25 protein-coding genes, 1 tRNA gene and 3 pseudogenes are annotated in these 26,538 nt (G+C 62.1%); 22 read left to right on the forward strand and 7 right to left on the reverse strand.

What is annotated here, in order from left to right; translation table 11 throughout:
• Nucleotides 1–18 precede the first annotated feature (18 nt).
• Genes fabZ through B0O95_RS05670 form a run of 5 tightly spaced genes read left to right on the forward strand, consistent with a single transcriptional unit; the run spans nucleotide 19 to nucleotide 4,114 of the window.
• On the forward strand, nucleotides 19–483 hold the full coding sequence (fabZ, locus tag B0O95_RS05650; RefSeq protein ID WP_104077013.1) for a 3-hydroxyacyl-ACP dehydratase FabZ: 465 nt from the start codon (nucleotides 19–21) through the stop codon (nucleotides 481–483).
• A gap of 43 nt (nucleotides 484–526) precedes the next feature.
• Nucleotides 527–1,315, forward strand: a complete 789-nt coding sequence (lpxA, locus tag B0O95_RS05655) for an acyl-ACP--UDP-N-acetylglucosamine O-acyltransferase (protein WP_104077014.1) — start codon at nucleotides 527–529, stop codon at nucleotides 1,313–1,315.
• Between the two features lie 10 nt (nucleotides 1,316–1,325).
• Nucleotides 1,326–2,504 carry a lipid-A-disaccharide synthase gene (gene lpxB, locus B0O95_RS05660; protein ID WP_104077015.1) on the forward strand — a complete coding sequence of 393 codons (1,179 nt, stop codon included), beginning with the start codon at nucleotides 1,326–1,328 and terminating at the stop codon, nucleotides 2,502–2,504.
• Nucleotides 2,501–3,304, forward strand: a complete 804-nt coding sequence (rnhB, locus tag B0O95_RS05665) for a ribonuclease HII (protein ID WP_233203141.1) — start codon at nucleotides 2,501–2,503, stop codon at nucleotides 3,302–3,304. Before lpxB ends, rnhB begins: the two co-directional genes overlap by 4 nt.
• A 30-nt stretch (nucleotides 3,305–3,334) precedes the next feature.
• Nucleotides 3,335–4,114, forward strand: a complete 780-nt coding sequence (locus B0O95_RS05670; RefSeq protein ID WP_104077016.1) for a TrmH family RNA methyltransferase — start codon at nucleotides 3,335–3,337, stop codon at nucleotides 4,112–4,114.
• A 19-nt stretch (nucleotides 4,115–4,133) separates the two neighbouring features.
• On the opposite strand, the gene ppsR is transcribed toward B0O95_RS05670, so the two are convergent.
• Nucleotides 4,134–4,943, reverse strand: coding sequence for a posphoenolpyruvate synthetase regulatory kinase/phosphorylase PpsR (ppsR, locus tag B0O95_RS05675; RefSeq protein WP_104077017.1), 810 nt, complete (start codon nucleotides 4,941–4,943; stop codon nucleotides 4,134–4,136).
• Nucleotides 4,944–5,314: 371 nt separating this feature from the next.
• Between ppsR and ppsA the strand changes: the two genes are divergently transcribed.
• The 3 genes from ppsA (at nucleotide 5,315) to B0O95_RS05690 (ending at nucleotide 9,276) form a co-directional block, all read left to right on the forward strand.
• Nucleotides 5,315–7,735: a phosphoenolpyruvate synthase gene (ppsA, locus tag B0O95_RS05680; protein ID WP_104077018.1), complete on the forward strand. Its 2,421-nt coding sequence runs from the start codon at nucleotides 5,315–5,317 to the stop codon at nucleotides 7,733–7,735.
• A gap of 144 nt (nucleotides 7,736–7,879) precedes the next feature.
• Nucleotides 7,880–8,341 (forward strand): NfeD family protein, encoded by a 462-nt coding sequence (locus B0O95_RS05685; protein WP_104077019.1) that lies wholly within the window; start codon nucleotides 7,880–7,882, stop codon nucleotides 8,339–8,341.
• 14 nt (nucleotides 8,342–8,355) lie between these two features.
• Nucleotides 8,356–9,276: an SPFH domain-containing protein gene (locus tag B0O95_RS05690; protein WP_104077020.1), complete on the forward strand. Its 921-nt coding sequence runs from the start codon at nucleotides 8,356–8,358 to the stop codon at nucleotides 9,274–9,276.
• Between the two features lie 84 nt (nucleotides 9,277–9,360).
• Here B0O95_RS05690 and smpB read toward each other — a convergent pair whose 3' ends face one another.
• The gene (gene smpB / locus B0O95_RS05695; RefSeq protein ID WP_013435278.1) at nucleotides 9,361–9,810 is read right to left on the reverse strand and encodes an SsrA-binding protein SmpB; all 450 of its coding nucleotides are present in this window, start codon (nucleotides 9,808–9,810) and stop codon (nucleotides 9,361–9,363) included.
• Nucleotides 9,811–9,944: 134 nt separating this feature from the next.
• Here smpB and B0O95_RS05700 point away from each other — a divergent pair, with 134 nt between their 5' ends.
• Entirely contained in the window at nucleotides 9,945–10,382 is a 438-nt protein-coding gene (locus B0O95_RS05700) for a type II toxin-antitoxin system RatA family toxin (RefSeq protein ID WP_104077021.1), read from the forward strand.
• A 31-nt stretch (nucleotides 10,383–10,413) separates the two neighbouring features.
• Nucleotides 10,414–10,737, forward strand: coding sequence for an RnfH family protein (locus tag B0O95_RS05705; protein WP_104077107.1), 324 nt, complete (start codon nucleotides 10,414–10,416; stop codon nucleotides 10,735–10,737).
• 44 nt (nucleotides 10,738–10,781) lie between these two features.
• On the opposite strand, the gene B0O95_RS05710 is transcribed toward B0O95_RS05705, so the two are convergent.
• A complete protein-coding gene (locus B0O95_RS05710; protein ID WP_104077022.1) occupies nucleotides 10,782–11,771 on the reverse strand; it encodes a DMT family transporter in 990 nt (329 codons plus the stop codon).
• A gap of 297 nt (nucleotides 11,772–12,068) precedes the next feature.
• On the opposite strand from B0O95_RS05710, the gene guaB reads away from it, so the two are divergent.
• The 5 genes and pseudogenes from guaB to B0O95_RS05735 all read left to right on the forward strand — a co-directional run.
• A complete protein-coding gene (gene guaB, locus B0O95_RS05715; RefSeq protein ID WP_104077023.1) occupies nucleotides 12,069–13,532 on the forward strand; it encodes an IMP dehydrogenase in 1,464 nt (487 codons plus the stop codon).
• Nucleotides 13,533–13,540: 8 nt separating this feature from the next.
• Nucleotides 13,541–14,209 carry a hypothetical protein gene (locus B0O95_RS05720; protein WP_104077024.1) on the forward strand — a complete coding sequence of 223 codons (669 nt, stop codon included), beginning with the start codon at nucleotides 13,541–13,543 and terminating at the stop codon, nucleotides 14,207–14,209.
• A gap of 119 nt (nucleotides 14,210–14,328) precedes the next feature.
• A complete protein-coding gene (gene guaA, locus B0O95_RS05725) occupies nucleotides 14,329–15,912 on the forward strand; it encodes a glutamine-hydrolyzing GMP synthase (RefSeq protein WP_104077025.1) in 1,584 nt (527 codons plus the stop codon).
• A 233-nt stretch (nucleotides 15,913–16,145) separates the two neighbouring features.
• The gene (locus B0O95_RS05730) at nucleotides 16,146–16,400 is read left to right on the forward strand and encodes a FitA-like ribbon-helix-helix domain-containing protein (RefSeq protein WP_104077026.1); all 255 of its coding nucleotides are present in this window, start codon (nucleotides 16,146–16,148) and stop codon (nucleotides 16,398–16,400) included.
• Nucleotides 16,397–16,693, forward strand: a pseudogene (locus B0O95_RS05735) (PIN domain-containing protein); the annotation flags it as partial. The gene B0O95_RS05730 and the pseudogene B0O95_RS05735, both read left to right, overlap by 4 nt.
• Nucleotides 16,694–16,980: 287 nt before the next feature.
• On the opposite strand, the gene B0O95_RS05740 reads toward B0O95_RS05735, so the two are convergent.
• A complete protein-coding gene (locus B0O95_RS05740; protein ID WP_199180440.1) occupies nucleotides 16,981–17,889 on the reverse strand; it encodes an AraC family transcriptional regulator in 909 nt (302 codons plus the stop codon).
• 241 nt (nucleotides 17,890–18,130) lie between these two features.
• On the opposite strand from B0O95_RS05740, the pseudogene B0O95_RS16410 reads away from it, so the two are divergent.
• Nucleotides 18,131–18,217: pseudogene (locus B0O95_RS16410) on the forward strand (oxidoreductase); the annotation flags it as partial.
• 27 nt (nucleotides 18,218–18,244) lie between these two features.
• Nucleotides 18,245–19,006 carry an SDR family NAD(P)-dependent oxidoreductase gene (locus B0O95_RS05750; RefSeq protein WP_104077028.1) on the forward strand — a complete coding sequence of 254 codons (762 nt, stop codon included), beginning with the start codon at nucleotides 18,245–18,247 and terminating at the stop codon, nucleotides 19,004–19,006.
• Nucleotides 19,007–19,634: 628 nt separating this feature from the next.
• Here B0O95_RS05750 and B0O95_RS05765 read toward each other — a convergent pair.
• Entirely contained in the window at nucleotides 19,635–20,537 is a 903-nt protein-coding gene (locus tag B0O95_RS05765) for a LysR family transcriptional regulator (protein ID WP_104077030.1), read from the reverse strand.
• A 99-nt stretch (nucleotides 20,538–20,636) separates the two neighbouring features.
• Between B0O95_RS05765 and B0O95_RS16905 the strand changes: the two genes are divergently transcribed.
• The 4 genes and pseudogenes from B0O95_RS16905 to B0O95_RS15365 all read left to right on the forward strand — a co-directional run.
• Complete coding sequence (locus tag B0O95_RS16905) at nucleotides 20,637–20,765, forward strand: hypothetical protein (protein WP_255779243.1); 129 nt, start codon at nucleotides 20,637–20,639, stop codon at nucleotides 20,763–20,765.
• Nucleotides 20,766–20,812: 47 nt separating this feature from the next.
• The gene (locus B0O95_RS05770) at nucleotides 20,813–21,229 is read left to right on the forward strand and encodes a nuclear transport factor 2 family protein (protein WP_104077031.1); all 417 of its coding nucleotides are present in this window, start codon (nucleotides 20,813–20,815) and stop codon (nucleotides 21,227–21,229) included.
• A 54-nt stretch (nucleotides 21,230–21,283) separates the two neighbouring features.
• Complete coding sequence (locus tag B0O95_RS05775; RefSeq protein WP_104077032.1) at nucleotides 21,284–22,414, forward strand: NAD(P)-dependent alcohol dehydrogenase; 1,131 nt, start codon at nucleotides 21,284–21,286, stop codon at nucleotides 22,412–22,414.
• 10 nt (nucleotides 22,415–22,424) lie between these two features.
• Nucleotides 22,425–22,660: pseudogene (locus B0O95_RS15365) on the forward strand (dihydropteroate synthase); the annotation flags it as partial.
• Between the two features lie 370 nt (nucleotides 22,661–23,030).
• On the opposite strand, the gene B0O95_RS05785 reads toward B0O95_RS15365, so the two are convergent.
• Nucleotides 23,031–23,121: transfer RNA gene (locus tag B0O95_RS05785), tRNA-Ser, on the reverse strand.
• A gap of 244 nt (nucleotides 23,122–23,365) precedes the next feature.
• Here B0O95_RS05785 and B0O95_RS05790 point away from each other — a divergent pair.
• A complete protein-coding gene (locus B0O95_RS05790) occupies nucleotides 23,366–23,998 on the forward strand; it encodes a phospholipase D-like domain-containing protein (protein ID WP_370641759.1) in 633 nt (210 codons plus the stop codon).
• Nucleotides 23,999–24,136: 138 nt separating this feature from the next.
• On the opposite strand, the gene B0O95_RS05795 is transcribed toward B0O95_RS05790, so the two are convergent.
• Nucleotides 24,137–26,494 (reverse strand): heavy metal translocating P-type ATPase, encoded by a 2,358-nt coding sequence (locus B0O95_RS05795; protein WP_370641760.1) that lies wholly within the window; start codon nucleotides 26,492–26,494, stop codon nucleotides 24,137–24,139.
• Between the last annotated feature and the right edge of the window lie 44 nt (nucleotides 26,495–26,538).

Here is a 26,538-nt window from a genome sequence, read left to right on the forward strand (position 1 = left end):
CAGTCGCGTCGAAACACCATGAGCACTGAAACAATAAACCTGGACATCCACAAGATTCTCACGCTGCTGCCGCATCGCTATCCGATTCTGCTCGTTGACCGCGTGCTGGAACTCGAACCGCACAAGCGCATTAAGGCACTGAAGAACGTGACGGTCAACGAACCGTATTTCACCGGTCATTTCCCGACGCGGCCGGTGATGCCCGGCGTGCTGATCCTCGAGGCACTGGCGCAGACAGCGGCGCTGCTCACGTTCGCCGAGGAGCCGCACGATACGGACAATACGCTGTACTACTTCGTCGGCATCGATGGCGCGCGCTTCAAGCGTGTCGTGGAGCCAGGCGACCAGCTGATGCTGAACGTGTCGTTCGAACGGTACATGCGGGGTATTTGGAAATTCAAGGCGCGCGCCGAGGTCGAAGGGACGTTGGCGGCCGAAGCTGACTTGATGTGCACGGTTAAGCAAACGGATTCCGCCGCCTGAGTGCGGGCGTTTTCGCAACGCAAAACGAAGCAAGGGCGAAGGTATGACTCGTATCCATCCCACCGCGATCATCGAAGCGGGCGCGAGCCTGGACGACACCGTCCAGATCGGCCCGTACGCGGTTATTGGGGCGCACGTGCGCATCGGCGCGCACACGACGGTCGGTTCGCACACGGTCATCGAAGGCCATACGACGATCGGCGAAGACAACCGGATCGGCCATTTTGCGGCGCTCGGCGGTGCGCCGCAGGACATGAAGTACGCTGGCGAGCCGACGCGGCTCGAGATAGGCGATCGCAACACGATTCGCGAATTCACGACGATTCACACCGGTACCGCACAAGACAGCGGCGTCACCCGTATTGGCGACGACAACTGGATCATGGCATACGTGCACATTGCTCATGACTGCCGGGTTGGCAACCATACGGTATTTTCGAGCAATGCGCAGATTGCCGGGCACGTCGACGTCGGCGATTGGGCGATCCTTGGCGGCATGTCCGGTGTGCACCAGTTCGTGCGCATCGGCGAACATGCGTTTCTCGGTGGCGCGTCGGCGTTAGTGCAGGACTTGCCGCCGTATGTGATTGCGGCGGGTGAAAAGGCCCAGCCGCACGGCGTCAACATTGAGGGGCTGCGCCGTCGCGGCTTCACCGCCGATGCGATTTCCGCGTTGCGGGCCGCGTATCGGACCCTCTATAAAAACGGCTTATCGTTAGACGAGGCGAAAGCGCAGTTGCGTGAGTTGGCGGGGCAGGGCGGCGACGGCGATGAGCCGGTCACGACGTTCCTGCGCTTCATCGAGACCGCCAAGCGCGGCATCATTCGCTGATGCATCGACGATGACGATACATTCGAGTCCTGTCAAGCTCGCGATGGTGGCGGGGGAGCCGTCCGGCGATCTGTTGGCGGCGTCGTTGCTTGACGGGCTCGCCGCGCGTCTTCCGGTAGGCACACAATACTATGGCATCGGCGGCCCGCGGATGGTCGCGCACGGGTTCGACGCGCACTGGCCGATGGACAAGTTGTCGGTGCGCGGGTATGTCGAGGCACTGCGTCATATCCCGGAAATCCTGCGCATCCGCGGTGAATTGAAGCGGCAGCTGTTGGCCGAGCCACCAAGCGCGTTCATCGGCGTCGATGCGCCAGATTTCAACTTCTCGCTTGAGGAGGCGCTGCGGCACGCGGGTATTCCGACGATCCACTTTGTTTGCCCGTCAATCTGGGCGTGGCGGGGCGGACGCATCAAGAAAATCGTCAAGGCGGTTGACCACATGCTGTGTGTGTTTCCGTTTGAAACGGCGATTTTGGACAAGGCCGGCGTGGCGTCCACGTATGTCGGACATCCGCTGGCTGATGCGATTCCGCTGCAGCCGGACTGCCTGAGCGCGCGGCGCGCGAGTGGCTTGCCGGACGAGGGACCCGTCGTCGCGGTGCTGCCGGGCAGCCGCCGTTCCGAGATCGAGTTGATCGGCCCGACGTTCTTTGCGGCGATGGACCTGATGCACAAGCGCGAGCCATCGTTGCGCTTTGTCGTGCCCGCGCCGAACGCGTCCATCCGCGCGCTGCTGCAGCCGCTCGCGGACCACTACCCGACATTGCCGCTGACGCTGACCGAAGGCAATGCTCAATTGGCGATGACGGCGGCCGACGCGGTGCTGGTCAAGAGCGGCACCGTGACGCTGGAAGCCGCGTTGCTGAAAAAGCCGATGGTGATCTCTTACAAGGTGCCATGGTTGACCGGGCAGATTATGCAGCGGCAAGGCTATCTGCCGTACGTCGGTTTGCCGAACATCCTTGCCGGCCGGTTCGTTGTGCCCGAGATCCTGCAGCATTTCGCGACGCCGGAGGCGCTTGCTGATGCGACGCTGCTGCAACTAAACGATGAGGCGAACCGTCGTACGTTGGTCGAACTGTTCACCGAGATGCACGAACGATTGCGCTGCAACACCGCCGAGCGTGCCGCGGAAGTGGTCGTTGACGTCATCGACTCGGGCCCGTCGGGCAGGAGGCCTCGATGACCGGGCGCCGTATGCGTGCGCCCGGCTGCGGTGGCGCGCCTGCTGTTGCGCAGCGCGGGCTGGACTTCGACGATCCGGCCGACCTCGTTTGCGGCGTCGACGAAGCGGGGCGCGGGCCGTTGGCGGGTCCGGTGGTGGCCGCTGCGGTGATTCTCAATCCCGCCGCACCTCGCATTCGCGGGCTCGATGACTCCAAGGCGCTGAGTCCGGCGACGCGCGAAAAACTGTTCGACCGGATTATTGAACGCTCGCTGGCCTATTGCGTCGCGTCGGCGAGCGTTGACGAAATCGATACGCTCAATATCCTGCACGCGACGATGTTGGCGATGCAGCGCGCGGTGCAGGGCCTCGCGGTCACGCCCGCGCTGGTCAAAGTCGACGGTAACCGCTGCCCGGTGCTGTCGGTGCGATCCGAGGCAGTGATCGGTGGCGATGCGCTGGTGCCGTCGATCTCCGCCGCGTCGATTCTGGCGAAGGTCACGCGAGACCGGATGATGCATGCGTTGCATCACGAATTTCCGCATTATGGATTTGACGCGCATGTGGGCTATGGCACACCGCGGCACCTGGTTGCGCTGCGTACCCATGGGCCGTGTGTGCACCACCGGCGTTCGTTTGCGCCAGTACGCGAGGCCTATCGGAGCCTCGGGCTGGGTGCGATACCTGGGAGCGTGGGGGACGCGTCGCCGGCGCGCGCCAGCGTTAGCGTCGCTGCGGCGGACACGAGCGTGCTGCCAGCAGCGTGGGACAACGGGCGGCGCGACGACAGTCGTTTGGCCGACGACGCGCCGCCATGCTGAGCTGTGCGACGCTGCCCGCCGGCTGAACCGATGAAAACCATCACATCGCGGGACAATCCGCTGTTCAAGCACCTAAAGGCGCTGACAGTCCCTGCACAACAGAAAAAGCGTGGTCAGGCACTGCTTGAGGGCCTGCACTTGGCCGAAGCCTATCTCGATGCGCTCGGCCAGCCGGTGCATTGCGTGCTGACTGAGGCGGCGCTGGCGCAGGTGCAGGCCGCGCAGATCGTCGCGCGGCTCGACCCATCCCGGGTCGTGCTGTTTAGCGACGCGCTGTTCTCGCAGTTGTCGACGCTCGTGAACGGGATCGGCATTGCATTCGTGGTAGACGTGCGGCCACGGCCGCTGCCCGAACGCGTCGAGGCCACTTGCGTGGTGCTCGACGGCGTGCAGGACGCCGGCAATGTCGGCTCGATCCTGCGCAGCGCCGCTGCGGCTGGGATCGGCGATGTGTTTTGCTCGCCTGGCACGGCGCACGCGTGGTCGCCCAAGGTATTACGCGCCGGCATGGGCGCGCAATTCCTGCTGCGCGTGCACGAGCAGGTGGGGGCCGCTGACTTGCTGGCACGGCTCGCGGTACCGGTGTTTGTCACCGATTCGCATGGCGCACAGCCGCTGTACGATGTCGACCTGAGCGGGCCGCTTGCGTGGGTGTTCGGCAACGAGGGCGCCGGTGTGTCGGCCGAGTGGCGCGCCGCGGTGAACCGACGTGTGACCATTCCGCAGCCCGGCGGCATGGAGTCGTTGAACGTCGCTGCCGCCGCTGCAGTGTGCTTTTTCGAGCAATGCCGGCAACGGCGTGTTGCGTAGCAGCGCGCGCTCAGTACGATTACCGCTCGAGCTTGATTTCCTGCAAGATCGTCGTTGCAATCTCCTCGATTGACTTATGCGTCGAGGACAACCATTTGATGCCTTCGCGGCGCATCAGCGCCTCGGCCTCGTTGACCTCGTAGCGGCAGTTCTCCGGCGCCGCGTACTTGCTGCCTGGGCGGCGTTCGTTGCGGATCTCGGCGAGTCGCTGCGGATCGATCGACAGCCCGAAGATCTTGTTGCGATGGGCACGCAACGGCGTCGGTAGCTTGCCGCGCTCGAAGTCTTCCGGGATCAGCGGGTAATTGGCCGCCTTCACACCGTACTGCATCGCCAGATAGAGGCTGGTGGGAGTCTTGCCGCTGCGCGACACGCCGACCAGGATCACATCCGCGTCTTGCAGGTTGCGGTTGCTCTGGCCATCGTCATGCGCAAGCGAGAAATTGATTGCCTCGATCCGGTTCTTGTACTCCTCGGTATCGGCGGCTTGGTGGCCACGGCCGATCGCGTGGGTCGATTGAGTTTGCAATTCCTGTTCTAGCGGCTCGATGAAGGTCTGGAACATGTCCATGACCAGCGCGTTCGAGCGTTTGACGATCTCGTTTGAATGGCTATCGACGAGCGTCGTAAAGACGACCGGGCGGCGGCCGTCCAGCGTGGCCGCCTCATTGATTTTCTGGACCGTTGCGTAAGCCTTCTCCGACGAGTCAATGAATGGCACGCGCACAAGGCGGAATTTTTGGTCGAACTGGGACAGGATCGAGTGCGCGAAGGTTTCCGCGGTGATGCCGGTGCCATCGGAGACGATGAATACAGTCGGTGCAGGCATGATTCTTGTCAAGCAGAGCGCCGCGCGGCAGGCCCGGATTTCCGTTGGTCAAAGGGCCGGAGCGGGGATTCTGGGGTTTTTTGCAGAGTAGCACGGTAGAATAGCGGCAACCTGTTTGACAAGCAATTGCAGGCGATGTCCGCGGATCCGGTGGCAAGTCTTTGTCCCACAAGGCCTTGCAGACCGCCGGCGGATGGGCGAGGTGTCGCGCGGTGGGCGCATGGTCCCCCCGGCACGTGACGAGGCGATCTCGCGGCGCCCGCGATGGCTTGTCAAACAGGTTGCGCGAGGTGCGTTGCGACTTCCAGTGGAGCCGTGCGCACGGGGCCCACTTGCGCATGCCGGAAATTTTTTACCACTTAGGGGCTTTCATGTCTAACACCGCACATAACGGAGCATACGTCTTACCGTTCGAAGCACTACGAATGACAGATGTCGACTCGGTCGGCGGAAAAAATGCATCGCTGGGCGAGATGATCAGCCAACTGGCTGCGGCAGGCGTTCGCGTGCCGACCGGTTTCGCGACGACTGCGCACGCGTTCCGCGAATTTCTTGCGTACAATGACTTGACCGAACGGATCGCCAAGCGCCTTGAGACGCTCGATATCGACGACGTGAAGGCGCTGGCCGAGGCCGGCAAGGAAATCCGCCAGTGGATCGTCGACGCGCCGCTGCAACCGCGCCTGGATGCGCAGATCCGCGAGCAGTTCGACAAGCTGCAGGCGTCCTCGCCCCAGGAACTGTCGTTCGCGGTGCGCTCGTCGGCCACGGCCGAGGACTTGCCTGACGCGTCGTTTGCCGGCCAGCAGGAGTCGTATCTGAACGTCGTGGGCATTGACGACGTGCTGGATCGCATCAAGCACGTGTTTGCATCGCTGTACAACGACCGCGCGATTTCGTATCGCGTGCACAAGGGCTTCACACACGCCGAGGTGGCGTTGTCCGCCGGCGTGCAGCGGATGGTGCGCTCGGACGTCGGCGCGGCCGGCGTGATGTTCACGCTGGATACCGAATCGGGCTTTCGCGACGCCGTGTTCATCACCTCCAGCTACGGACTGGGCGAGACCGTGGTGCAGGGCGCGGTGAATCCAGACGAATTCTACGTGTTCAAGACGACGCTCGCGCAGGGGCGGTATCCGATCATCCGCCGCTCGATTGGCTCCAAGCTGATCAAGATGGAGTTCACGCAGCCGGGCGAGCCAGGCCGCGTGAAGACGGTTGACGTGCCGGCGGAGCAGCGCAACCGCTATTCGATCACCGACGAGGATGTGATCCAGCTCGCCAAGTATGCGGTGATTATTGAGAACCACTACCAGCGTCCGATGGACATCGAGTGGGGCAAGGACGGCCGCGATGGCACGTTGTTCATCCTGCAGGCGCGCCCCGAGACGGTGAAGAGCCAGGCGGCCGGCAAGATCGAGCAGCGCTTCAAGCTGAGGGGCCAGTCGCAGGTGCTCGCGACCGGCCGGGCGATCGGCCAGAAGATTGGCGCCGGTCCAGTGCGCGTGATCCACGATCCTTCCGAGATGGAGCGTGTGCAGCCGGGTGACGTGCTGGTGGCGGACATGACCGATCCGAACTGGGAGCCGGTGATGAAACGCGCGTCGGCGATCGTCACGAACCGGGGGGGCCGTACCTGCCACGCGGCGATCATCGCGCGCGAACTCGGCGTGCCGGCCGTGGTTGGCTGCGGTGACGCGACTGACGTGCTGAAGGACGGTGCACTGGTGACGGTATCGTGCGCGGAAGGCGACGAGGGCAAGATCTACGATGGCTTGCTTGAGACCGAGGTGACCGAAGTGCAGCGCGGCGAGTTGCCGAAGATCCCGGTCAAGATCATGATGAACGTGGGCAACCCGCAACTCGCGTTCGACTTCGCGCAGTTGCCGAACGCTGGCGTCGGGCTGGCGCGGCTCGAATTCATCATCAACAACAATATCGGCGTGCATCCGAAGGCGATTCTCGAATATCCGAATATCGACCAGGACTTGAAGAAAGCCGTCGAGAGCGTGGCGCGCGGTCACGCGTCGCCGCGTGCGTTCTATGTTGACAAGCTGACCGAGGGCGTGGCGACGATCGCCGCGGCGTTCTATCCGAAGCCGGTGATCGTGCGGCTGTCGGACTTCAAGTCAAACGAGTACAAGAAGCTGATCGGCGGTTCGCGCTACGAGCCGGACGAGGAAAACCCGATGCTCGGCTTTCGGGGCGCGTCGCGCTACATCGCCGACGATTTCACGGCCGCGTTTGAAATGGAGTGCCGTGCGCTCAAGCGCGTGCGCGACGAGATGGGCCTGACCAACGTCGAAATCATGGTGCCGTTCGTGCGTACGCTGGGACAGGCCAAGCGGGTGGTCGAGCTGCTCGCCCAATTCGGGCTCAAGCGCGGCGACAACGGCCTGCGGCTGATCATGATGTGTGAGGTGCCATCCAACGCGATCCTGGCCGAACAGTTCCTGGCGTATTTCGACGGCTTCTCGATTGGCTCGAACGACTTGACGCAGCTGACGCTAGGCTTGGACCGGGACTCGGGCATGGAATTGCTCGCCCATGATTTCGACGAGCGCGATCCGGCCGTGCGCTTCATGTTGTCGCGCGCGATTGAGACCTGTCTGCGGTTGGGCAAGTATGTCGGCATTTGCGGCCAGGGCCCGTCGGACCATCCGGATTTTGCTGCATGGCTGACGAAGGAAGGTATTGCTTCGATCTCGTTGAATCCGGATACGGTGATCGAGACGTGGCAGGCGCTCGCGCAGGTGGACGACGCGCAGACAGACGACGCGAAGGTGGCATGATGCCGCGTCCGCCGACGGGTCGGACGATACGCCGGCCGCCAGAAACCGCGCGCTGACGCGCGGCCGGCTCGCGGCCCGAGCCAGCTTCATGCTATAAGACACCTCGGTGACGGCACCGGGGTGTTTTTTATTCAGGGGATCGCAATGGCGGGTTCGGGACTTATCTGGTGGATCGCGACCGGCGCGCTGTTGGTGGTCGAGCTGACGACCGGCACGTTCTATCTATTGATGATTGCGCTGGGTTGCGCGGCGGGCGGTGTCGCGCATGGACTCGGCATGCCGGTGGCTGCGCAGCTTGCGCTGGCCGCCCTGGTCGCGCTGGCCGCCGTGACGGCGCTGCGGCGTTCCCGCTATGGTCATCGGCAGCGCCGCGACGTGCGGGACGCCACGCGGGACGCCGATGTGCTGCTAGACATTGGTCAGACGGTGCGCGTCGAACATTGGGATAACGGCCGGGCACGCATCAACTATCGCGGTGCACAATGGGATGTCGAGCTTCAGCCCGGCGAGAGCGAGCATGCGCACTGGTATTTGATTCGCCAGGTGCGCGACAATCGGCTCATCGTCGCCGCCCGCCCGGCCGCTCGCTCTTCTTCCACAGTCTGACAGGATACTACGCCATGGAACTTTCGATTGTCGCACTGGTTTTGTTCGTTGTCGTGGTGGTGATCGCGACGCAATGCGTGAAGATCACGCCTCAGCAGCATGCGTGGGTGCTCGAGAGGCTCGGCCGCTATCATGCGACGCTGACGCCGGGCCTGAACATCGTGCTGCCATTCGTCGATCGCGTCGCGTACAAGCATTCGCTCAAGGAGATCCCGCTCGACGTGCCGTCGCAGGTCTGCATCACGCGCGACAACACGCAACTGCAGGTCGATGGCGTACTGTACTTTCAGGTTACCGATCCGATGAAGGCCTCGTACGGTTCGGCGAACTACGTGATGGCGATTACGCAGCTTGCGCAGACGACGTTACGCTCGGTCATTGGCAAGATGGAACTGGACAAGACGTTCGAGGAACGCGATTTGATCAACCACAGCATCGTGTCGGCGCTCGACGATGCGGCAGCGAACTGGGGCGTGAAGGTGCTGCGCTACGAAATCAAGGATCTGACGCCGCCCAATGAAATCCTGCGTGCGATGCAGGCGCAGATTACGGCCGAGCGCGAGAAGCGAGCGCTGATCGCAGCGTCCGAAGGCCGCAAGCAGGAGCAGATCAACTTGGCGTCTGGCGCGCGCGAGGCGGCGATCCAGAAATCCGAAGGAGAGAAACAGGCCGCGATCAACCAGGCCCAGGGACAGGCTGCCGCCATTCTCGCGGTGGCCGAGGCCAATGCGCAGGCGATCCAGCAAATCGCCGACGCCATTCAGTCACGTGGCGGCATGGACGCGGTGAACCTGAAAGTTGCCGAACAGTATGTCAGTGCTTTTAGCAACCTGGCTAAGCAAGGCAATACACTGATTGTCCCGGCTAATCTGGCCGACATGAGCACGATGATCGCCTCCGCGCTGAGCATCGTGCACGCCAAGCGTGATGTGTAACCGAAGCGGGGTGTCGGCCAAGCCGCCAGGCGCACGCGTCATGTTGTCACATGTGGGGGCGAGCAGCGTCGCGGTGTTACGCCGCTAGCGCGTCGTGTTTTTCAGCAGTTGTGCCTTCTCGCGTTGCCAGTCGCGCTTCTTTTCAGTTTCGCGCTTATCATGCAGCTTCTTACCCCGGGCCAGGCCGATTTCGCACTTCACCCGTCCATTCTTGTAGTGGAAGTTCAGTGGCACCAGCGTGTAGCCGCGCTGTTCGACCTTGCCGATCAGCTTGCGGATCTCATCGGCGTTGAGCAGCAATTTGCGCGTGCGGACCGGATCCGCGTGCACGTGCGTCGAGGCGGTCTGCAACGGGCTGATGTGCGTGCCGATCAGGAACAGTTCGCCGTTGCGTATGACAACGTAGCCCTCTTTGATCTGGCCGCGCCCGGCGCGCAGTGCTTTGACCTCCCAGCCCTCAAGCACGAGCCCCGCCTCGTAGCGTTCCTCGATGAAGTAATCGAAGAATGCTTTCTTGTTGTCGATGATGCTCATGAATGGGTTTGACCAACTCAGATAAAATTACGATTTTAGCAAAGCGACCCGGCGCCGAAGGCCGTGTCGCGTCCGCGCGTGCCTCTGGCTCGCCGCGACGCGCGCGGCGCCACGCGTCTCCTCGATGCCCTTTTATGGCAGACGTCCAGAAAACCGTCCTGATTCGTTATTCCGCCGAACGCATGTTCGACCTTGTGACTGACGTTGCCGACTACCCAAACTTTCTGCCTTGGTGCGGCGACGTCGAGATCCGGCACCAGGACGAGACAAGCATGGAAGCACGGATCGACATTCGCTTCAAGGGTATTCATCAGCATTTCGCCACGCATAACAAGCAACGGCGTCCGGAGCGGATCGATATGGAGTTCACCGAAGGGCCTTTCAAGCGGTTCACTGGCTATTGGAACTTTATCCCGCTGCGGGACGATGCGTGCAAGATCGAGTTCGCGTTGCACTATGAGTTTTCCAGCATCATCTTGGAGAAACTGATCGGACCGGTGTTCAATCACATCGCGAACACGTTCGTCGAATCGTTCGTCAAGCGGGCAGGAGAGCGCTATGGCAAGCGTTGATCCGGCGGCGTTAGGCACCGGCGCCGGGGCCATGCTCGAGGTGCAAGTTTGTTATGCGCTGCCCGACACCCAAACGCTCGTCGATTTGCGACTGCCGATCGGCGCGACGCTGCGTGAGGCCATCGAGGCCAGCGGGATCGTCGCGATGCATCCGCAGATCGACCTGGCCCAGCAGCGCGTCGGTGTGTTCGGACGCATCCGCGCGCTGGACTCGGCACTCGAGCATGGTGATCGCGTCGAGATCTATCGACCGTTGACCGTCGATCCGAAGCTTGCGCGGCAGCGCCGCGTCGACAAGGCCCGCCACAGCGGTTCGCTCGAAGGACGCAAATGGCGCGCGAAAGACGCGCGCTGAAGCGCGCCGCGTATGATGCGCTCCCGTCGGCGGCGGTCGGCACGTCAGTGCGTCGAGAATTGCGCGTTTTCCTCGATCGCGTGCCGCGACTTGCCGGGACGCGACGGCTGACTCGCGTGCTGGCGTACTGACCAGCTCACGCCCGCAACCAGCAGCACGATCGCGCCCCATTCGAGCACGCGCGGCCAGCGTTGCGCGTAAATGAACCCGTACACGAGCGCGAACAGCGTCTCGAACACGATCAACTGGCCCGACAGCGTCAAGGGCACGCGTTTCGCCGCAGCGTTCCACAACGCATTGCCCCACCATGAACAGCCGGTGGCGATGGCTAGGTTGAGCGCCCAAAACAGTTGCCAGCGTTCGGCATCGAGCGCCGGCCGCCCGACTGCGCCGCCCGGCACCAGCAGCAGTACGGCCCATAACAGCGCGCCGAGCACGCCGGTGACAATGCCCGATGCAATCGACCATTCGTTGCCGCCGAAATGTCCTGACTTGCGCAGATAGCGCGCATTAGCGACGGCGAACCAGGTCCACGCCGTCAGGGCGCCCGCGGCGCACAGCACGCCGGCGATCCGGCTCGCGATCGTGCCGTGCGTGGCGGCCGATGCCGTGAATACGTCGATGTTGATGCAAGCGATGCCGGCGGCAATCATCACAAGCGCAAGCGCAAGCCGCCGCAGTGGAACCGCGTCGTGATCAGCGCGTCCGGCCAGCGTGACGGTCAGCGGCAGCACGCCAACGATCAGCGACGATGGCGCGACGCCGACCAGCTGTACCGCTGCGGCGACCAGGATGTAATAGACGATGTTACCTGCGAGCGCGAGCCAGGTGAGCGCCATGAGATCCGCGCGCGTGAGCTTGGACAGCAGCCGACGTGCGTTGGGCAGCGCGACCGCGACCGACACCAGGCCGTACAATAGATAGCGTCCAGCGGCCAGCAGCAACGGCGAAAAGTCCGGCAGCAGGCGCGGGCCGAGAAATACGAAGCCCCACATCGCGCCCGCCAGCAGGCCGTACATCACCCCACGTTGCATTGCCGACTCCCCTGTCATTGTTGGCTGCGCCGTGCCGTGTCCGGTTGCGCACGTTTGCCACGCTGCATCCCAGCGGCGCGTGCAAAGCGGCGGGCGCGAGGCGGCGGGCATGGCGGCAATCAAAGGCGCGCAGCATAGCACGCGGTCCTTTCGTTATGCTTGTCGAATCCTGCAATCGGCGCAACGCTCACGTCGGCGCAGGATAAAAAATGGGGACACATTTGTAACTGGCTGTTCGGACAGTGAAAATCCAGGTAACTATCGGTATAATCCGATTTTGCGCCTATAGGATTTGCCATGCGTCTGATCCAAAAAGCACTCACATTCGATGACGTGCTCCTCGTGCCGGCGTACTCGAACGTACTGCCGCGCGATACCAGTCTCAAAACCCGCGTGACTCGCAATATCTCCCTGAACATGCCGCTGATTTCGGCGGCGATGGACACGGTGACCGAAGGACGGCTTGCGATTGCGATGGCGCAGCAGGGTGGAATCGGCATCGTGCACAAGAACCTGACGCCGGCCGAACAGGCGCGTGAAGTCGCGAAGGTCAAGCGGTTCGAGTCCGGCGTGCTGCGGGATCCGATCACCGTGCCACCCGATATGAAGGTGCACGACGTGATTGCGCTGTCGCGCCAGCATGGCATTTCCGGCTTCCCGGTCGTTGACGGCGCGAAACTTATCGGCATCGTGACGAACCGCGACTTGCGCTTCGAGGAGCGGCTGGACGAGCCGGTGCGCGCAATCATGACGCCGCGTGAGCGGCTGGTCACGGTCAGCGAGGGGACGTCGCTCGCGCAAGCCAAGGCGCTCATGCACCGCCACCGCCTGGAGCGTGTGTTGGTCGTCAATGAGGCGTTCGAGCTGCGCGGATTAATGACAGTCAAGGACATCACGAAGGCGACCGAGCATCCGGATGCCTGCAAGGACGAGCATGGCAAGCTGCGGGTCGGTGCTGCCGTCGGCGTCGGTCCGGAGAACGTGGCGCGCGTCGAGGCGCTGGCGGCGGCGGGTGTCGACGTGATCGTCGTTGACACCGCGCACGGGCACAGTCAGGGCGTGCTAGAACGGGTGCGCTGGGTCAAGCAGCATTTTCCGCATATCGATGTGATTGGCGGCAACATTGCGACTGCCGAAGCCGCCAAGGCGTTGGTTGAGCACGGCGCCGACGGCGTAAAGGTTGGCATCGGCCCGGGTTCGATCTGCACCACGCGGATCGTCGCGGGCGTCGGCGTGCCGCAGATCACCGCGATCGCGAACGTGGCTGACGCGCTGCGGGGCAGCGGCGTGCCAGTGATCGCCGACGGTGGCGTGCGCTACTCCGGGGATGTATCGAAGGCGCTGGCCGCGGGCGCCGACGCGGTGATGATGGGCAGCATGCTGGCCGGCACCGAGGAATCGCCCGGCGACATATTCCTGTTCCAGGGGCGCCAATACAAATCGTATCGCGGCATGGGTTCGGTTGGCGCCATGAAAGATGGCGCGGCGGACCGCTACTTTCAGGAAGACAATTCGGCCAACGTCGACAAGCTGGTGCCGGAAGGGATTGAAGGCCGTGTCGCGTACAAGGGTGGCGTCAATGCGATTCTGTTCCAATTAATTGGCGGGGTGCGCGCAAGCATGGGCTACTGTGGTTGCCGCACGATCGAGGAGTTGCACGAGAAAGCCGCGTTCGTCGAGATCACGGCGGCCGGTGTGCGCGAATCGCACGTGCATGACGTGCAGATCACGAAGGAAGCACCGAACTACCACGTCGATTGAGCGGACTTATGAAAGCCCTGTTGCGTGCGGTACTGATCGTCGATGCGCTGGTGACAGCGGCATTTGGTCTGTTGATGGTCGCGACGCCGTGGCGGTCGCTGTACGACACGCTGCAGTTGGTGCAAGTGTCGCCGGCGATGGTGGGACAGTTATTCGGCATCGTGCTGTTGGCGCTGGCCGGATTGCAATTGCGCGCGGCGGTTCATGGCGCGCTGACCGCCCCGGTTGCCGGCGCCAGTGGCCACGCGCTGTGGGCTTGCGGCGTACTGATGCTCGTCTGGTTGGTCGCGGTGCGCTCGCCGTCGTTGGTCGGCCTCGGTCTGTGGATCGGGCCGCTGGTAGGTGTCGCGTTGCTGCTGTATGGGCTGATCAACGTCCGGCTGGCCGCCGCGGTACGGCGGCGCGACTGGGCGGCCGCGCAGGGTGCAGCCTCCGCGGAGCGTGCGCGCAAACGTGCCGCCGCGATGGCGACGATGACACCGGCTCAGGCCGCAGACGTGCCGACTAGTCCGGCGGAACCAGCTGGCCGGGCGCCGGCGACGCCCGCGACGACGCAGTCCGGTGCGTCGGCACCCAATGCATCGCCATCCGCCACGTCGATACCCGCGGCCGGCCCCGGCGCCGACGGACGTCGTGAGCCGCTGGTGCGCGGCGACGATGACACGGATCGCGGTTGAACGGCGCCTCAATACCCGCTTGGAGCGCGCCTCCCGCCGCATGGCGCGTCGTGCTGCCGTCGGGTCCGCGTACAGCGCGGTTTGTCCCGTTTTCACTCTATTGAGATTCACCCATTGCCATGCATGACAAGATCCTGATCCTCGACTTTGGCTCCCAGGTCACGCAGTTGATCGCGCGCCGTGTGCGCGAGGCGCATGTCTACTCCGAGGTTCATCCCTACGATGTCGATGACGCATTCGTGCGCGAATTCAAGCCGAAGGGCGTGATCTTGTCCGGCGGTCCAAGTTCGGTCACCGACACGGATACGCCACGCGTGCCGCAGGCCGTGTTTAATCTAGGCGTGCCGGTATTGGGTATTTGTTACGGCATGCAGGCGATGGCGTTGCAACTCGGCGGCAAGGTCGAACTCGGTCATGTGCGCGAGTTCGGCTACGCCGAGGTACGTGCGCGCAACCATACGAAGCTGCTGGAGGCGATCGAGGATTTCACGACGCCGGAAGGCCATGGCATGCTGAAGGTTTGGATGAGCCACGGTGACAAGGTGGTCGAGATGCCGCCCGGCTTCAAGCTCATGGCGTCGACCGAGTCATGCCCGATTGCGGCGATGGCCGATGAGGATCGCCGGTTCTACGGGTTGCAGTGGCATCCGGAAGTCACGCATACGATCAAGGGCCGTGACATGCTGAACCGGTTCGTGCTCGAGTTGTGCGGCGCGAAGCCGGATTGGGAAATGGGGCACTACATTGCCGAGGCGGTAGAGCAGATCCGCGCGCAGGTTGGTAACGAGCGGGTGATCCTCGGATTGTCTGGTGGCGTTGATTCGTCGGTTGCGGCGGCATTGCTACACCGTGCGATCGGCGACCAGTTGACGTGCGTGTTCGTCGACCACGGCTTGCTGCGGCTCCACGAAGCGGAGCAGGTCATGGAGACGTTCGGCCGGCATCTCGGGGTAAAGGTGATTCACGTTGACGCCAGCGACGCATTCATGAGCAAGCTGGCCGGCGTGACTGATCCGGAGCACAAGCGCAAGATCATCGGTGCGGAATTCGTCGAGGTGTTCCAGAGCGAGGCTCGCAAGCTGACCGACGCGAAATGGCTCGCGCAAGGCACGATCTATCCAGATGTGATCGAGTCGGCTGGCAAAGGCAAGAAAGGCGCGCATACGATCAAGAGCCACCACAACGTGGGCGGATTACCGGAAACGCTGAATCTGAAACTGCTCGAGCCGCTGCGCGAGTTGTTCAAAGACGAGGTGCGCGAGCTTGGCGTGAAGCTCGGCTTGCCGCCGTCGATGGTGTATCGGCATCCATTCCCCGGGCCGGGGCTGGGCGTGCGGATCCTGGGCGAGGTCAAGCGCGAGTTCGCCGATCTGCTGCGCAAAGCCGATGCGATCTTCATCGAAACGTTGCGCACGACGATGGATCAGGATAGCGGCAAGTCGTGGTATGAGTTGACCAGCCAAGCGTTTGCGGTCTTTCTGCCGGTGCGCAGCGTCGGCGTGATGGGCGATGGCCGCACGTATGACTATGTCGTCGCGTTGCGCGCGGTGCAGACGCACGATTTCATGACCGCGCATTGGGCACATTTGCCGCATGAATTGCTTGGGCGTGTGTCGAATCGCATCATTAATGAGGTGCGGGGTATCAATCGCGTGGTGTACGATATTTCGGGTAAGCCGCCGGCGACGATTGAGTGGGAGTGATATGGCGTCTGGCACCGACTGGTAGCTACAGCGACGAAACACAGCTGAGCCCGCGTAACTGCGGGCTTTTGTTTTCGGACTGGTATGGCTTGGCAATTTTGAGCATTGCTAAGCACCATTTTTTATGGCGTAGTTGATGGCACTGGTTGTTTCTGATGCCATGCGTGATGCTTGCAAGTTGAAGTCATTAGAATATATTTGCAGTCAATGAAAGCGAATAAAAGGTTTTGACTATGGCCATCCTGACGGTGCGGAATGTGCCTGACGAGGTGCACCGCGCTCTGCACCTGCGGGCCGCCGTGCATGGCCGCAGCACAGAGGCGGAGGTCCGCGAGATTCTTGAAAGTGCGGTGAAGTCGGAAAAGCGCGTTCGCATGGGCGACGCGCTGGCGGAGCTTGGCCGCCGCGTGGGGTTAACGAACGATGATTTTGCACTGTTGGACCAGGTGCGCGACAAGATCCCGGCGGAGCCGTTGGGGTTTGAATGATCGTCTTGGACACGAATGTCGTCTCCGAAGCGATGAAACCCGAACCCGATCCGGCCGTGCGGGCCTGGTTGAATGAGCAGGTGGTGGAAACCCTTTACCTCTCCAGTGTGACGCTGGCCGAGCTGCTGTTTGACATCGGCACGCTTCCGGACGGGAGGCGCAAGAAGGGCCTGGGCGAAGCCTTGGACGGCTTGCTCGAGCTGTTCGGTGACCGCGTGTTGACATTCGATACCGAAGCGGCTCGCCACTATGCCGAGCTGGCGGTGAAGGCCCGTACGGCCGGAGGATTACCAGTAAATCCAGTGAATACCTGACACCGTGATCTCCTAGTGTGAAGGGAGGAAATGAGCATAGTCGGTCCAGATATCGGGGTTGATCGATGCGTGCTAGCGACCCACTTCTGCCGCTAGTAAAGGATTCGCGAATGTCGCGATGCTGGCTCGAAATGGGCACCTGTCAACAGGCCGAATTGGCAAGGTTGTCCGGTTCCAGCGTGGGAACGCCTGAGGTACCTCCAGGCCAATTTATAAAGATGCCATCGACCTTCGTTCGCACCCTGGTCCGTAAATAGGCGTTCCCGTCAATTAGGCGCTGCGAAAACGTCGAGTTGAGTTGCAGGCGACAGTGCGAACGAAGCTCGCATGTCCCGCGCCTCATCGACGGGCGAGCGCCCGAAAAACCGCTTGAACTCCCGGCTGAACTGAGATGGACTCTCGTAGCCCACGCGCGCAGACGCGGACGCAGCCGTCAAGCCGTCGCGGATCATCATCAGCCGAGCCTGATGCAAACGTGTCGATTTGATATATTGAATCGGCGAGGTGAGCGTGGCGGCGCGAAAGTTGGCATGGAAAGCTGGCACGCTCATCCCAGCCTCCTTCGCGAGAGAGCTGACATCCAACGGCTGGGCATAGTCGGCGTGGATCCGGCGCAGCGCCTTCGCCACTCTCCCAAATCGACCCTGATGGGCGAGTGCCGCCCTCAGTGCCGCGCCTTGCTGCCCGACTAGTACCCGATAGCAGATTTCACGGACGATCGCGGGCCCTAATACCTGTGCATCGAGGGGCGACGTCAATGCCCGAAGCAGGCGGAAGGTGGCATCGGCCAAATCGCCGTCCAACGGTGTCGATAAGATTCCGAGCGGCGCTCCTTGCTGATAGCAACTTGACTGATCGATCGTCAGAATGAGGTCGGCCAATTCGGCCAAGTCGAGCCGCAGCGATACGGCCAGCATTGGCTCCGACTCGCTCGCCTCGGTTTCCGTGGAGAACGGCAATGGCACCGACAAGACGAGGTAATGCTGCGCATCGTAAACATAGACCTGATCGCCGAGGAACCCCAGCTTGCGCCCCTGGCAGACGATCACGATGCTCGGCTCATATAACACGGGCGTACGTCCTAACGGCCGGTTAGATCGCATGAACCGCACGCTCTCCAGGGCAGACTGTGTGTATCCCTCGTTCGGCGCCAGCCGCTCGAGCAGGTTCACCATCTTTACGGAAATCGGATCGTCGGCAACTGTCACGAGGGCTTCTTTCCTGGCGGCTGAGGCGAAGGAATTGTAACTGACCCGATCGATGGGCACACATCTACTTTGATAAGAATAGGCAATACCGTCATCGTCACGTGTATTCGCGCCCGCGCCTGCGGTTCATAAGATTGGTTATCGGCTGCACGGTTCAACTCAGGTGCCGGAAGACGCCGCAACCGCTACCTCGTCCGTTCCGCGCGCCTCGAAAGCCGTGGCCTATGCGATCGAGCAGCCGGCTGACGTTGACGTCAGCGAGATCGTGGTGCGACCGACCGCCAGTCCCCATTAAACTTTCTATCCCATCAGGAGTGTTCTCATGACTTCACAAGCTTCCACCAATCAGTCTTTCGACGGCAAGATCGCTATCGTCACCGGCGCCGCCAGCGGCATTGGGCTCGCCACCACGGAACTGTTGCATGCTCAAGGCGCCAGCGTGATTGCCGTCGACCGGAGCGCCGATGTCGAGGCGTTGGCCAGGCCGGGAATCGTCCCGCTCGTTGCCGACGTCGCGCACGAGGAAAGTGCGGTACGTGCGGTGTCCACCGCAATGCAGCAGTTTGGCAAGCTCGACATTCTAGTCAACAATGCTGCGATCATCATCAACAAACTAGTCGTCGACATGACGCTCGAGGACTGGAACCGCGTGCAGGCCGTGAATTCCACGGGCGCATTCCTGTTCTCGCGTGAGGCCATGCGCGCGATGATGCCGGCGCGCACAGGCGCCATCGTCAACGTGGGTTCATACGCGTGCTACCAGGCGTTCCCGCTTATCGCTGCGTACGCAGCGTCCAAAGGCGCATTAGCCCAGTTGACGCGTGCCATGTCGCTTGAGGCGATCGATCACGGCATTCGCGTCAATGCGATAGGGTCCGGCGACGCGGTAACGAATATCACAAACCACATCCACAAGGATGGCCCTGCATTCCTCGCCGAGCATGGCAAGAATGCGCCGATCAGACGCGCGGCACAGCCGCGCGAAATTGCCGAAGTGATCGCCTTTCTGGCGTCCGACAAAGCCAGCTATATCGTCGGCGCAGTCGTGATGGCGGATGGTGGAATGAGCGTGGCTCTCAAGTAACGATAGGTCTCGGCCAGCGACTCGTCCGGTTGCGCCTCGTTCGCGGCAACCGTGTCGCCGCCACTTCGCGAGGCGAGGTGCGACAGCACTTCGAGGTCAACCTGTTTGCACCGCTAACCGTCCTGCGACACGCGCTTGTGCATCTGCGCAAGCAGCGCGGCTTGGCAGTGCCCGGCGACGGGCGCTGCCCCGGTAGGAGGAATCTGACGCACAGGAAGTGCCAAGTTAAAAAATTTACCGTCTGCTCGAGTCCGGTCCCATCGTGACGATAACGACTCGAGCCGGCGAAGGCAGATCTAACGTTATGACGATGGGTTTTCGCGTAACGATGCGACATGATCCAGTGTTGATCGGCGTGGTGCTCTGTCCGCGGCATCACGGCTTTCGCGCTTTGCAAGAATCGAGTGCGTAATCGCCGTGCTGACGATCGGCCTCGCGCAAACGTTTATCCTTGAAATGCAGCGGGCCGTGATCGACGGGAGCCGGTCGGAACGTCGCCTAATCCGACATCAAGGCGACGGCGGGCTCGCGCGGAGGACGAGATGTTCGACTTGCACGAACGCATGATGCGATGGCGTTATTTGGCGGATGAGCAGCACCACTCGCGTCACGCGACGCTGGGAGAATGTCACGCGACGCTGGAAGAATGCTTGAGCCGATCAAGGAACCAGCGGCCCGCGAAACCCGGTGGCGTGTCCTTGCGGTAGATCGCAAACATGGCGATCGGCGGGGTTTGTGGCTGAAAGTTCTCGATTTGCAGCGGTACCAACTCGCCGGAAACGATATCGTCATGCACCATTGGCACCGGCATGTGCCCCCATCCGAAGCCTGCGCGCAGAAATGCGTGCTTCGCACCAAGATCGGCGAGTCGCCAGATCAGCGGCGACAGGACGCCGAACGTTTTGCCCTCGGTCAACGTCGTACGATCAGTCAACACAAGCTGCACGTGTTCTTTAAGCTCGCGCAGTCGGATCACCCGCTTGATCGACGCCAAGGGATGTGCTGGAGCAGCGACAGTGACCATCGGGACATCGAGCAGCTTTTCGGCATCCACCGTTTCGGGCACGGTCGGCATCGAACCGCTGATACCGAGCCGACACTCGTGCTCGAGCACCGGCCGCATCACCGCGCCCAGCGCCTCCACGTAGAGCCGCAATGGTGTGTGGGGAAACGCATCGCGGAACTCGCCAACGGCGGCCGTCAGCGAGGCCATCGGATACATGACGTCCACTACGACCGACAGCTCGGGCTCAAGCCCCTGCGCAATGGCTCGCGCCTTCGACTTGAAATCGTCCATTCCGCTGACAACGAGGCGTGCCTGTGCAAGCAGCGCAGTGCCTTGCTCGGTTAAGCGCGGATAGCGGCTGCTCCGGTCGAACAACTGCACATCGATCTGTTCTTCGAGGTTTGCGAGTGTCTGGCTCACGACGGATTGCGCCCTGCGCAGCCTTCGGCCGGCGGCGGAGAAGCTGCCTTCGTCTGCTGCGGCAATGAAGGTGCGCAACTGATCCAGGGATACGCCGTCCAGCATGTATCGATTCCTTAGATGGCTTTTATCGAGAAATATAGGCTTTCACGAAAGGTGTCAAGAATTTAATCTTTGCTCATGCCATGACCGAAGGAGATGTCCATGGAACACGCCCCAGACAGTGTCCAGCAACGGGTAAGTCGACCGATTGCGTTGCGCACCCATGGCCAACCGCACGGGCTGCTCACGCGGCTGGTCAGCCCCGCGGGCATCGGTGAGCTGAGGGCATGACCATCGGCAGCTTCGAGATTTAATCAACTTTTGATCCAGGAAATACCATGAGCACCGCCTCTGAATTGCTACAGCAACACCTCCATTTGCTCGTTGACGACAATGCTGCATGGCAGAAGCTGATTGCCGACGACATAGTGTGGGAATTGCCCTACGCAGCTGGTATCGGACATCCGACCCGGCTTAACGGCCGGGAAGAGGTTTTTAGCCACGCCTCCTGGTTCGTTGGCGCGGTCGCTGATTTCCGTTTCTTTGATCTGCGTATTGTCGCTGGGGCGAACCCCCAGCAGGCAGTTGCGCAGGTATGCGCCGAGGGCTTGGTCAAACCGACCGGCCGGATATACCGGCAGGAGTACGTGGTGTTTTTGGATGCGCGGGCAGGCAAGATCGTGCATCTGCGCGAATATTTTGATCCGATACAGGCCGCGAAGGCACTCGACGCTGCCATTGTCGGCCTTGACTGAGCAGCGGTATTTGTCACCTATGGAAAAGCTACCCATTCTAAAGAGGACTAGCCCATGAGTGCGTCGACAGGTTTGCACGATATCACGGTGGCGGTGGCACGCGCTGCGCAACAGCCTTTTACCATCGAACCGGCGCGTATCCGGGGGCCACAAGGGGACGAAGTTCTGGTGCGCGTGGTTGCCACTGGCCTGTGCCACACCGACCTAATCGTGCGTGACCAGTACTATCCTGTACCGTTGCCGGCGGTACTCGGCCATGAAGGCGCGGGGATCGTCGAGCAGGTCGGCCCGAACGTCAAGGACTTGAAGGCCGGTGACCATGTGGTGCTGACCTACGGCGCCTGCGGTCATTGCAACCCTTGCGCCAGCGGCCACAAAGCCTACTGCAAGGATTTCTATCCGCTCAACTTCGGCGGCAGCGATGCCCACGGCCATACCGCGCTGCAGACATCCGAGGGCGAACCGCTACACGATCATTTCTTCGCCCAGTCCTCTTTTGCCACCTACGCGCTCGCGCGCGAGCACAACGCCATCAAGGTGCCCACCGATACTCCGCTGGAGTTGCTCGGTCCCTTGGGATGCGGCATCCAGACCGGCGCAGGTGCGGTGATCAATTCGATGAAGGTGCTCCCGGGCAGCAGCTTTGTCGCCTATGGCGCTGGTGCGGTGGGGTTAAGCGCGGTGATGGCCGCGTGCGTGGCAGGTGCGACCACCATCATTGCCATTGATATCGTGTCTTCGCGGTTGGCACTGGCGAGGGAGCTAGGGGCTACCCACACGGTGAACAGTCGAGAGGCCAATATCGTCGAGGCAGTACGCGAGATAACCGGCAGTGGCGCCGATTTCGCACTCGAATCCACTGGCAGGCCGGAAGTGCTCGAAGCCGGCATCGAGGCGCTGTGTGGCTTGGGTACCATCGGTATCGTCGGCGCGCCAAAGCTTGGCACCCGGGCCAGCTTCGACGTCAACAACTTGCTGTTGGGTGGGCGCAGCATCCGTGGCATCGTCGAGGGCGACAGCGTACCTCAGGTGTTTATCCCTCAGTTGGTCAGGCTCTATCAGCAGGGCCGGTTCCCATTCGACCGCCTGGTCAAATTCTATTCTCTGGAGCAGATCAATCAGGCCGCTGAAGACAGTACCAAGGGGGTCACCCTGAAGCCCATCCTGCGCATGGCCGCGAACTGAGCGGTGCACGATGGCATCGAACTCTTCAATTGGGCAAGTCGGTCGTTTCCACATCGACTTAGCAATGCCTAGGGTGATGGGCATTGTCAATGTGACACCGGATTTATTCCTCGACGGGAGCGCCATGACTCAACCCGTGCGGCACTGGCGAAAGGCGAGGATCTGATACGTAGCGGTGCGCATATCCTAGATATCAGCAGCAAATCCGCTCGGCCGGGCAGCCCGGCCGTTCCGCTCGAAGAAAAGCATTGCGGCGCGTGCTGTCTGGCGCGCGGGAAGCTTCAGTGTCGAAGACACGGCACCTGCGGCAACTTGAGGAAAACCACCGGCTCAAGCCGTCCTCTTCGGATTGCATCAGCTTAGCCGATGTGTCCGGGAGAACAGGGAAAGGCCAGTGATAGTTGCCGTACTCGTAGAGCGTCTTGAACTTGATATTCAAGGACACACGCCGCTCCTTGCGGCGTCCGTGCTCGGTTAGTGCATGCGGAAGTCGTAGACGCCGTGCCGTGATCTTGCGACGCGGCAGGGATTCTCATGGTGCGGATATCCCAGATGGGGGAGACCATGGCGAGAGCCGATTGAAAGCGTCCTTGGAAATCAATCGATTATGTGTCGGTGGCGGAGAGAGGGGGATTCGAACCCCCGATAGGCTATTAACCTATACACGCTTTCCAGGCGTGCGACTTAAACCACTCATCCATCTCTCCGAGAACAGGGGATTTTACCAGCATCGAAAATGCTAGACAAGGAGGCGGTGTTGGATTTGTCAGCGCAACGTGAGAATGTCCGGTCCGTGCAAAGTAAGAATGCATGCGCGGCGCAGCCGGGCCTCTAACCGGGCGCCGGGTTCCGGTGATGTCCGTCGGCAACGAAATGCAAACCAGAATGCCGCCCCCGCATCGCTAACTAAACGTTATATGAACTATTTCGCCCAACGTGGTCGCTAGGTACATGGACCGGCAGTCGTTTGTCGTAGGGCTTAGCCGAACTGGGATGCGAAAGGAAGTTCTCGTGGGACGATATATCGCGATCGATATCCGGCTAAAATCGCCGCCCATGAAAGTACTGATCCATTGTCTCGTGGCCCTCGCGTGCGCCCCAACCCTTGCCGAAGCGGCGCCTCTGCGCATTCAGAACGCGACGGTCGATACGTATTTCTCACCGGATGGCGGAGCGGGCGCCGCCGCGGCGGCGCTGATCGACGGTGCCAAGCGCCGGGTCTGGCTGGCCGGCTATTCATTCACGTCACCCGACATCGCAAAGGCCTTGCGCAACGCCCGTGTGCGCGGTGTCCAGGTGCGCGTGGTATTGGACAAATCTAACGAGACTGGCAAATATAGTGGGGCCACCTATCTGGCTAATGCCGGTATCGACGTGCGGATCGACTCACGCTATCCCATCATGCACCACAAGTTCATCGTGGTGGACGATGTGGTAGCGTTTGGTTCGATGAACTTTACCCGGGCGGGTGACCGCAAGAACGCGGAGAATTTCAACGTGTTCCGTGGTGCGCCGGCGCTGGCCAGCGCCTACGCAGCAGAGTTCGATCGACTGTATGCTGAATCCGCCCCATACCGCCGCTAAAGCGGGCGCACGCGCGGCGGATTGCCGTCAGCGGCTGGCCGCATCATGCACCCGGTCGAGCAATGCGAGGGCGGCAGCGGGACTCGTCCATGAGATTGCGTCGCAGCCCCGCGTCAATGGAGCTGCATTGCAGTCCGCCTAGCGACGCAACAGCCGGAGCCCGTTGCCCACGACCAACAGGCTTGCACCGACATCGGCGAATACGGCCATCCACATCGTACCGTAGCCAGCCAGCGTGAGCGCCAGAAATGCACCCTTGAGCCCCAGCGCGACAACGATGTTCTGCGTTAGGATGCGACGCGTGGCCTTCGATAGCCGGATGAATACGGCAACCTTGCGCAGATCATCGTCCATCAGTGCGACGTCGGCGGTCTCGATCGCGGCGCCAGCGCCTAATGCGCCCATGGCAAAGCCGATATCGGCGCGCGCGAGCGCAGGCGCGTCGTTGATACCATCGCCCACCATGCCCACCGCATGACGTGTTCCGGTCAGTGACTCGATCGCGCGGCGCTTGTCGTCTGGCAATTGGTTGCCGCGAACCTCGTCGATGCCGGCCTGGGCCGCGATGGTCTGCGCAGTATGCGGATTATCGCCACTCAGGATGAGCGTGCGCACGCCGAGCCGATGCAACTGTGCGACGGCCTCGCGACTGGTGGGCTTCAGGGTGTCGGCGAGCGCGAACAAGGCGAGAACGCGGCGTTCGTCCATGAGCATCACGACCGTCTTACCTTGCCGCTCCAGGCTGTCCAGCTTCGCATCGAGCTTCGCATAGCGGCATCCGAGCGTTTCAGCCAGGCGGCGGTTGCCGAGCCAGTAGCGCACGCCGTCGATAGTGCCGTGCACGCCGCGCCCGGGCAGCGCGCCGAAGTCATCGACGACCAAGTGTTGCGGGCCGGCGGCATCGGCGGCGGCGATCGCGGCGGAGACAGGATGGTCTGAGCGGGCGGCAAGGCTCGTCGCCAACTGGCGACAGCGCGCGGCATCGACTGTCGCACATGGTTCAAAATCGGTTTGCTGCGGACGCCCCACGGTCAGGGTGCCGGTCTTGTCCAGTGCGAGCCATGCCAGGCGGTGCCCTTGTTCCAGGTAGCGGCCGCCTTTGACCAGGATGCCGTGGCGGGCGGCGACCGCCAGCGCGCTGACAATCGTGACAGGGGTAGAGATGACTAGCGCGCATGGGCAGGCGATGACCAGCAGCACCAGTGCTTTGTAGACCGACGCCGTCCACGCGGCATGGCCAAGCAGCGGCGGCACGGCCGCGACCAGCAGCGCCAATGCCAACACGACCGGCGTGTACACACCCGCAAAGCGGTCGACAAAACGTTGGATCGGCGCCTTGGACGCCTGCGCTTGCTCGACCGCTTGCACAATGCGGGCCAGCGTGCTTTGCGTGGCGGGGAAGGTGACGCGATAGTCGAAAGAACCCGATGTGTTGAGAGTCCCAGCATACACCGCGTCGCCGATCTGCTTGTCCACCGGCAGGCTCTCGCCGGTGATCGAGGCTTGATCGACCGCTGAGCGGCCGGACACGATACAGCCATCAAGCGCAATCCGCTCGCCTGGCTTCACGCGCACCCGTGCACCGGTTGGCACGGTGCGCGCGTCTACGACGCGCCAACTGCCGTCGGCTTGTTGCACGGTCGCTTTATCGGGCGCGAGCGCAACCAGACGCTCGATCGCACGTCGTGCGCGCTCCAGCGAGGCAGCCTCGATGCGCTCGGCGATCGTAAACAGCACCATCACCATAGCGGCTTCCGGCCATTGGCCCAGCGCGAAGGCGCCGGTCACCGCGACGCTCATCAACGCGTTGATGTTCAGATTACCGTGGCGGATCGCGATCCAGCCTTTGTGGTAGGTGCGCAGGCCGGCGCCGAGCACGGCGAGCGCCGCGAGCGCCGCCGTAATCCAGCCGGGTGCACCGAGCCAGGTCAACGCCTCAGCCGCCAGCGCGGCGATGCCGGCCGCCACGAGCGGCCAGCGCCGTGCTGTATGCGTATGCGCCGGCGGCGGCACGGTGCGCGTATCGTCGTGCGGTTGTACCTCGGGGGTGAAGCCGAGTGAGGCGAGCGCGGCGACGATGTCGTCCAGCGCGTCGCGCGGGTGCTCAACGGTCAATATACGTTGCAACAGGTTGAACTCGAGACGTTCGGCGGGAACGATCGTGTGCAGCTTCGAGCGGATCAACGTTTCCTCGGTCGGGCAGTCCATTTGCCGAATAAGGATGCGCGTGCGTACCGTGTCGGTAGCGGCCATCTCGTCGCCGTCGCGCGCGCGCGCCGCCGAAGACGAATCTGCATCTGGGCTGTATGCTGCTTGCGCAACGGCATCGGCATGGCAAATATCGGCGTGCGACCGGTTGCCGGTGTGCGGGCCGGCACAGCAGGTGTCGTGCTCCCGGGTGGCAGTATGGGCATGGCACGGCGCTTGCAGGCGGCGCTCATGTTCGATATCGACTGATGTCGCTTGTGTGCCTCTGGCGAAGTGGCGATCGACCATGCTGGACTCCTCAGGTGATTTATGCTGTAGTACACACCTTGAAG

Source organism: Mycetohabitans endofungorum (assembly GCF_002927045.1).
Lineage (GTDB): Bacteria > Pseudomonadota > Gammaproteobacteria > Burkholderiales > Burkholderiaceae > Mycetohabitans > Mycetohabitans endofungorum.

Excerpts from the sequence above, each read along its gene's own strand:
- fabZ (WP_104077013.1), top strand. The coding sequence starts at position 19 with ATGAGCACTGAAACAATAAACCTGGACATCCACAAGATTCTCACGCTG.
- lpxA (WP_104077014.1), top strand. The coding sequence starts at position 527 with ATGACTCGTATCCATCCCACCGCGATCATCGAAGCGGGCGCGAGCCTG.
- lpxB (WP_104077015.1), top strand. The coding sequence starts at position 1,326 with ATGACGATACATTCGAGTCCTGTCAAGCTCGCGATGGTGGCGGGGGAG.
- rnhB (WP_233203141.1), top strand. The coding sequence starts at position 2,501 with ATGACCGGGCGCCGTATGCGTGCGCCCGGCTGCGGTGGCGCGCCTGCT.
- B0O95_RS05670 (WP_104077016.1), top strand. The coding sequence starts at position 3,335 with ATGAAAACCATCACATCGCGGGACAATCCGCTGTTCAAGCACCTAAAG.
- ppsR (WP_104077017.1), bottom strand. The coding sequence starts at position 4,943 with ATGCCTGCACCGACTGTATTCATCGTCTCCGATGGCACCGGCATCACC.
- ppsA (WP_104077018.1), top strand. The coding sequence starts at position 5,315 with ATGTCTAACACCGCACATAACGGAGCATACGTCTTACCGTTCGAAGCA.
- B0O95_RS05685 (WP_104077019.1), top strand. The coding sequence starts at position 7,880 with ATGGCGGGTTCGGGACTTATCTGGTGGATCGCGACCGGCGCGCTGTTG.
- B0O95_RS05690 (WP_104077020.1), top strand. The coding sequence starts at position 8,356 with ATGGAACTTTCGATTGTCGCACTGGTTTTGTTCGTTGTCGTGGTGGTG.
- smpB (WP_013435278.1), bottom strand. The coding sequence starts at position 9,810 with ATGAGCATCATCGACAACAAGAAAGCATTCTTCGATTACTTCATCGAG.
- B0O95_RS05700 (WP_104077021.1), top strand. The coding sequence starts at position 9,945 with ATGGCAGACGTCCAGAAAACCGTCCTGATTCGTTATTCCGCCGAACGC.
- B0O95_RS05705 (WP_104077107.1), top strand. The coding sequence starts at position 10,414 with ATGCTCGAGGTGCAAGTTTGTTATGCGCTGCCCGACACCCAAACGCTC.
- B0O95_RS05710 (WP_104077022.1), bottom strand. The coding sequence starts at position 11,771 with ATGCAACGTGGGGTGATGTACGGCCTGCTGGCGGGCGCGATGTGGGGC.
- guaB (WP_104077023.1), top strand. The coding sequence starts at position 12,069 with ATGCGTCTGATCCAAAAAGCACTCACATTCGATGACGTGCTCCTCGTG.
- B0O95_RS05720 (WP_104077024.1), top strand. The coding sequence starts at position 13,541 with ATGAAAGCCCTGTTGCGTGCGGTACTGATCGTCGATGCGCTGGTGACA.
- guaA (WP_104077025.1), top strand. The coding sequence starts at position 14,329 with ATGCATGACAAGATCCTGATCCTCGACTTTGGCTCCCAGGTCACGCAG.
- B0O95_RS05730 (WP_104077026.1), top strand. The coding sequence starts at position 16,146 with ATGGCCATCCTGACGGTGCGGAATGTGCCTGACGAGGTGCACCGCGCT.
- B0O95_RS05740 (WP_199180440.1), bottom strand. The coding sequence starts at position 17,889 with ATGGTGAACCTGCTCGAGCGGCTGGCGCCGAACGAGGGATACACACAG.
- B0O95_RS05750 (WP_104077028.1), top strand. The coding sequence starts at position 18,245 with ATGACTTCACAAGCTTCCACCAATCAGTCTTTCGACGGCAAGATCGCT.
- B0O95_RS05765 (WP_104077030.1), bottom strand. The coding sequence starts at position 20,537 with ATGCTGGACGGCGTATCCCTGGATCAGTTGCGCACCTTCATTGCCGCA.
- B0O95_RS16905 (WP_255779243.1), top strand. The coding sequence starts at position 20,637 with ATGGAACACGCCCCAGACAGTGTCCAGCAACGGGTAAGTCGACCGATT.
- B0O95_RS05770 (WP_104077031.1), top strand. The coding sequence starts at position 20,813 with ATGAGCACCGCCTCTGAATTGCTACAGCAACACCTCCATTTGCTCGTT.
- B0O95_RS05775 (WP_104077032.1), top strand. The coding sequence starts at position 21,284 with ATGAGTGCGTCGACAGGTTTGCACGATATCACGGTGGCGGTGGCACGC.
- B0O95_RS05790 (WP_370641759.1), top strand. The coding sequence starts at position 23,366 with ATGGACCGGCAGTCGTTTGTCGTAGGGCTTAGCCGAACTGGGATGCGA.
- B0O95_RS05795 (WP_370641760.1), bottom strand. The coding sequence starts at position 26,494 with ATGGTCGATCGCCACTTCGCCAGAGGCACACAAGCGACATCAGTCGAT.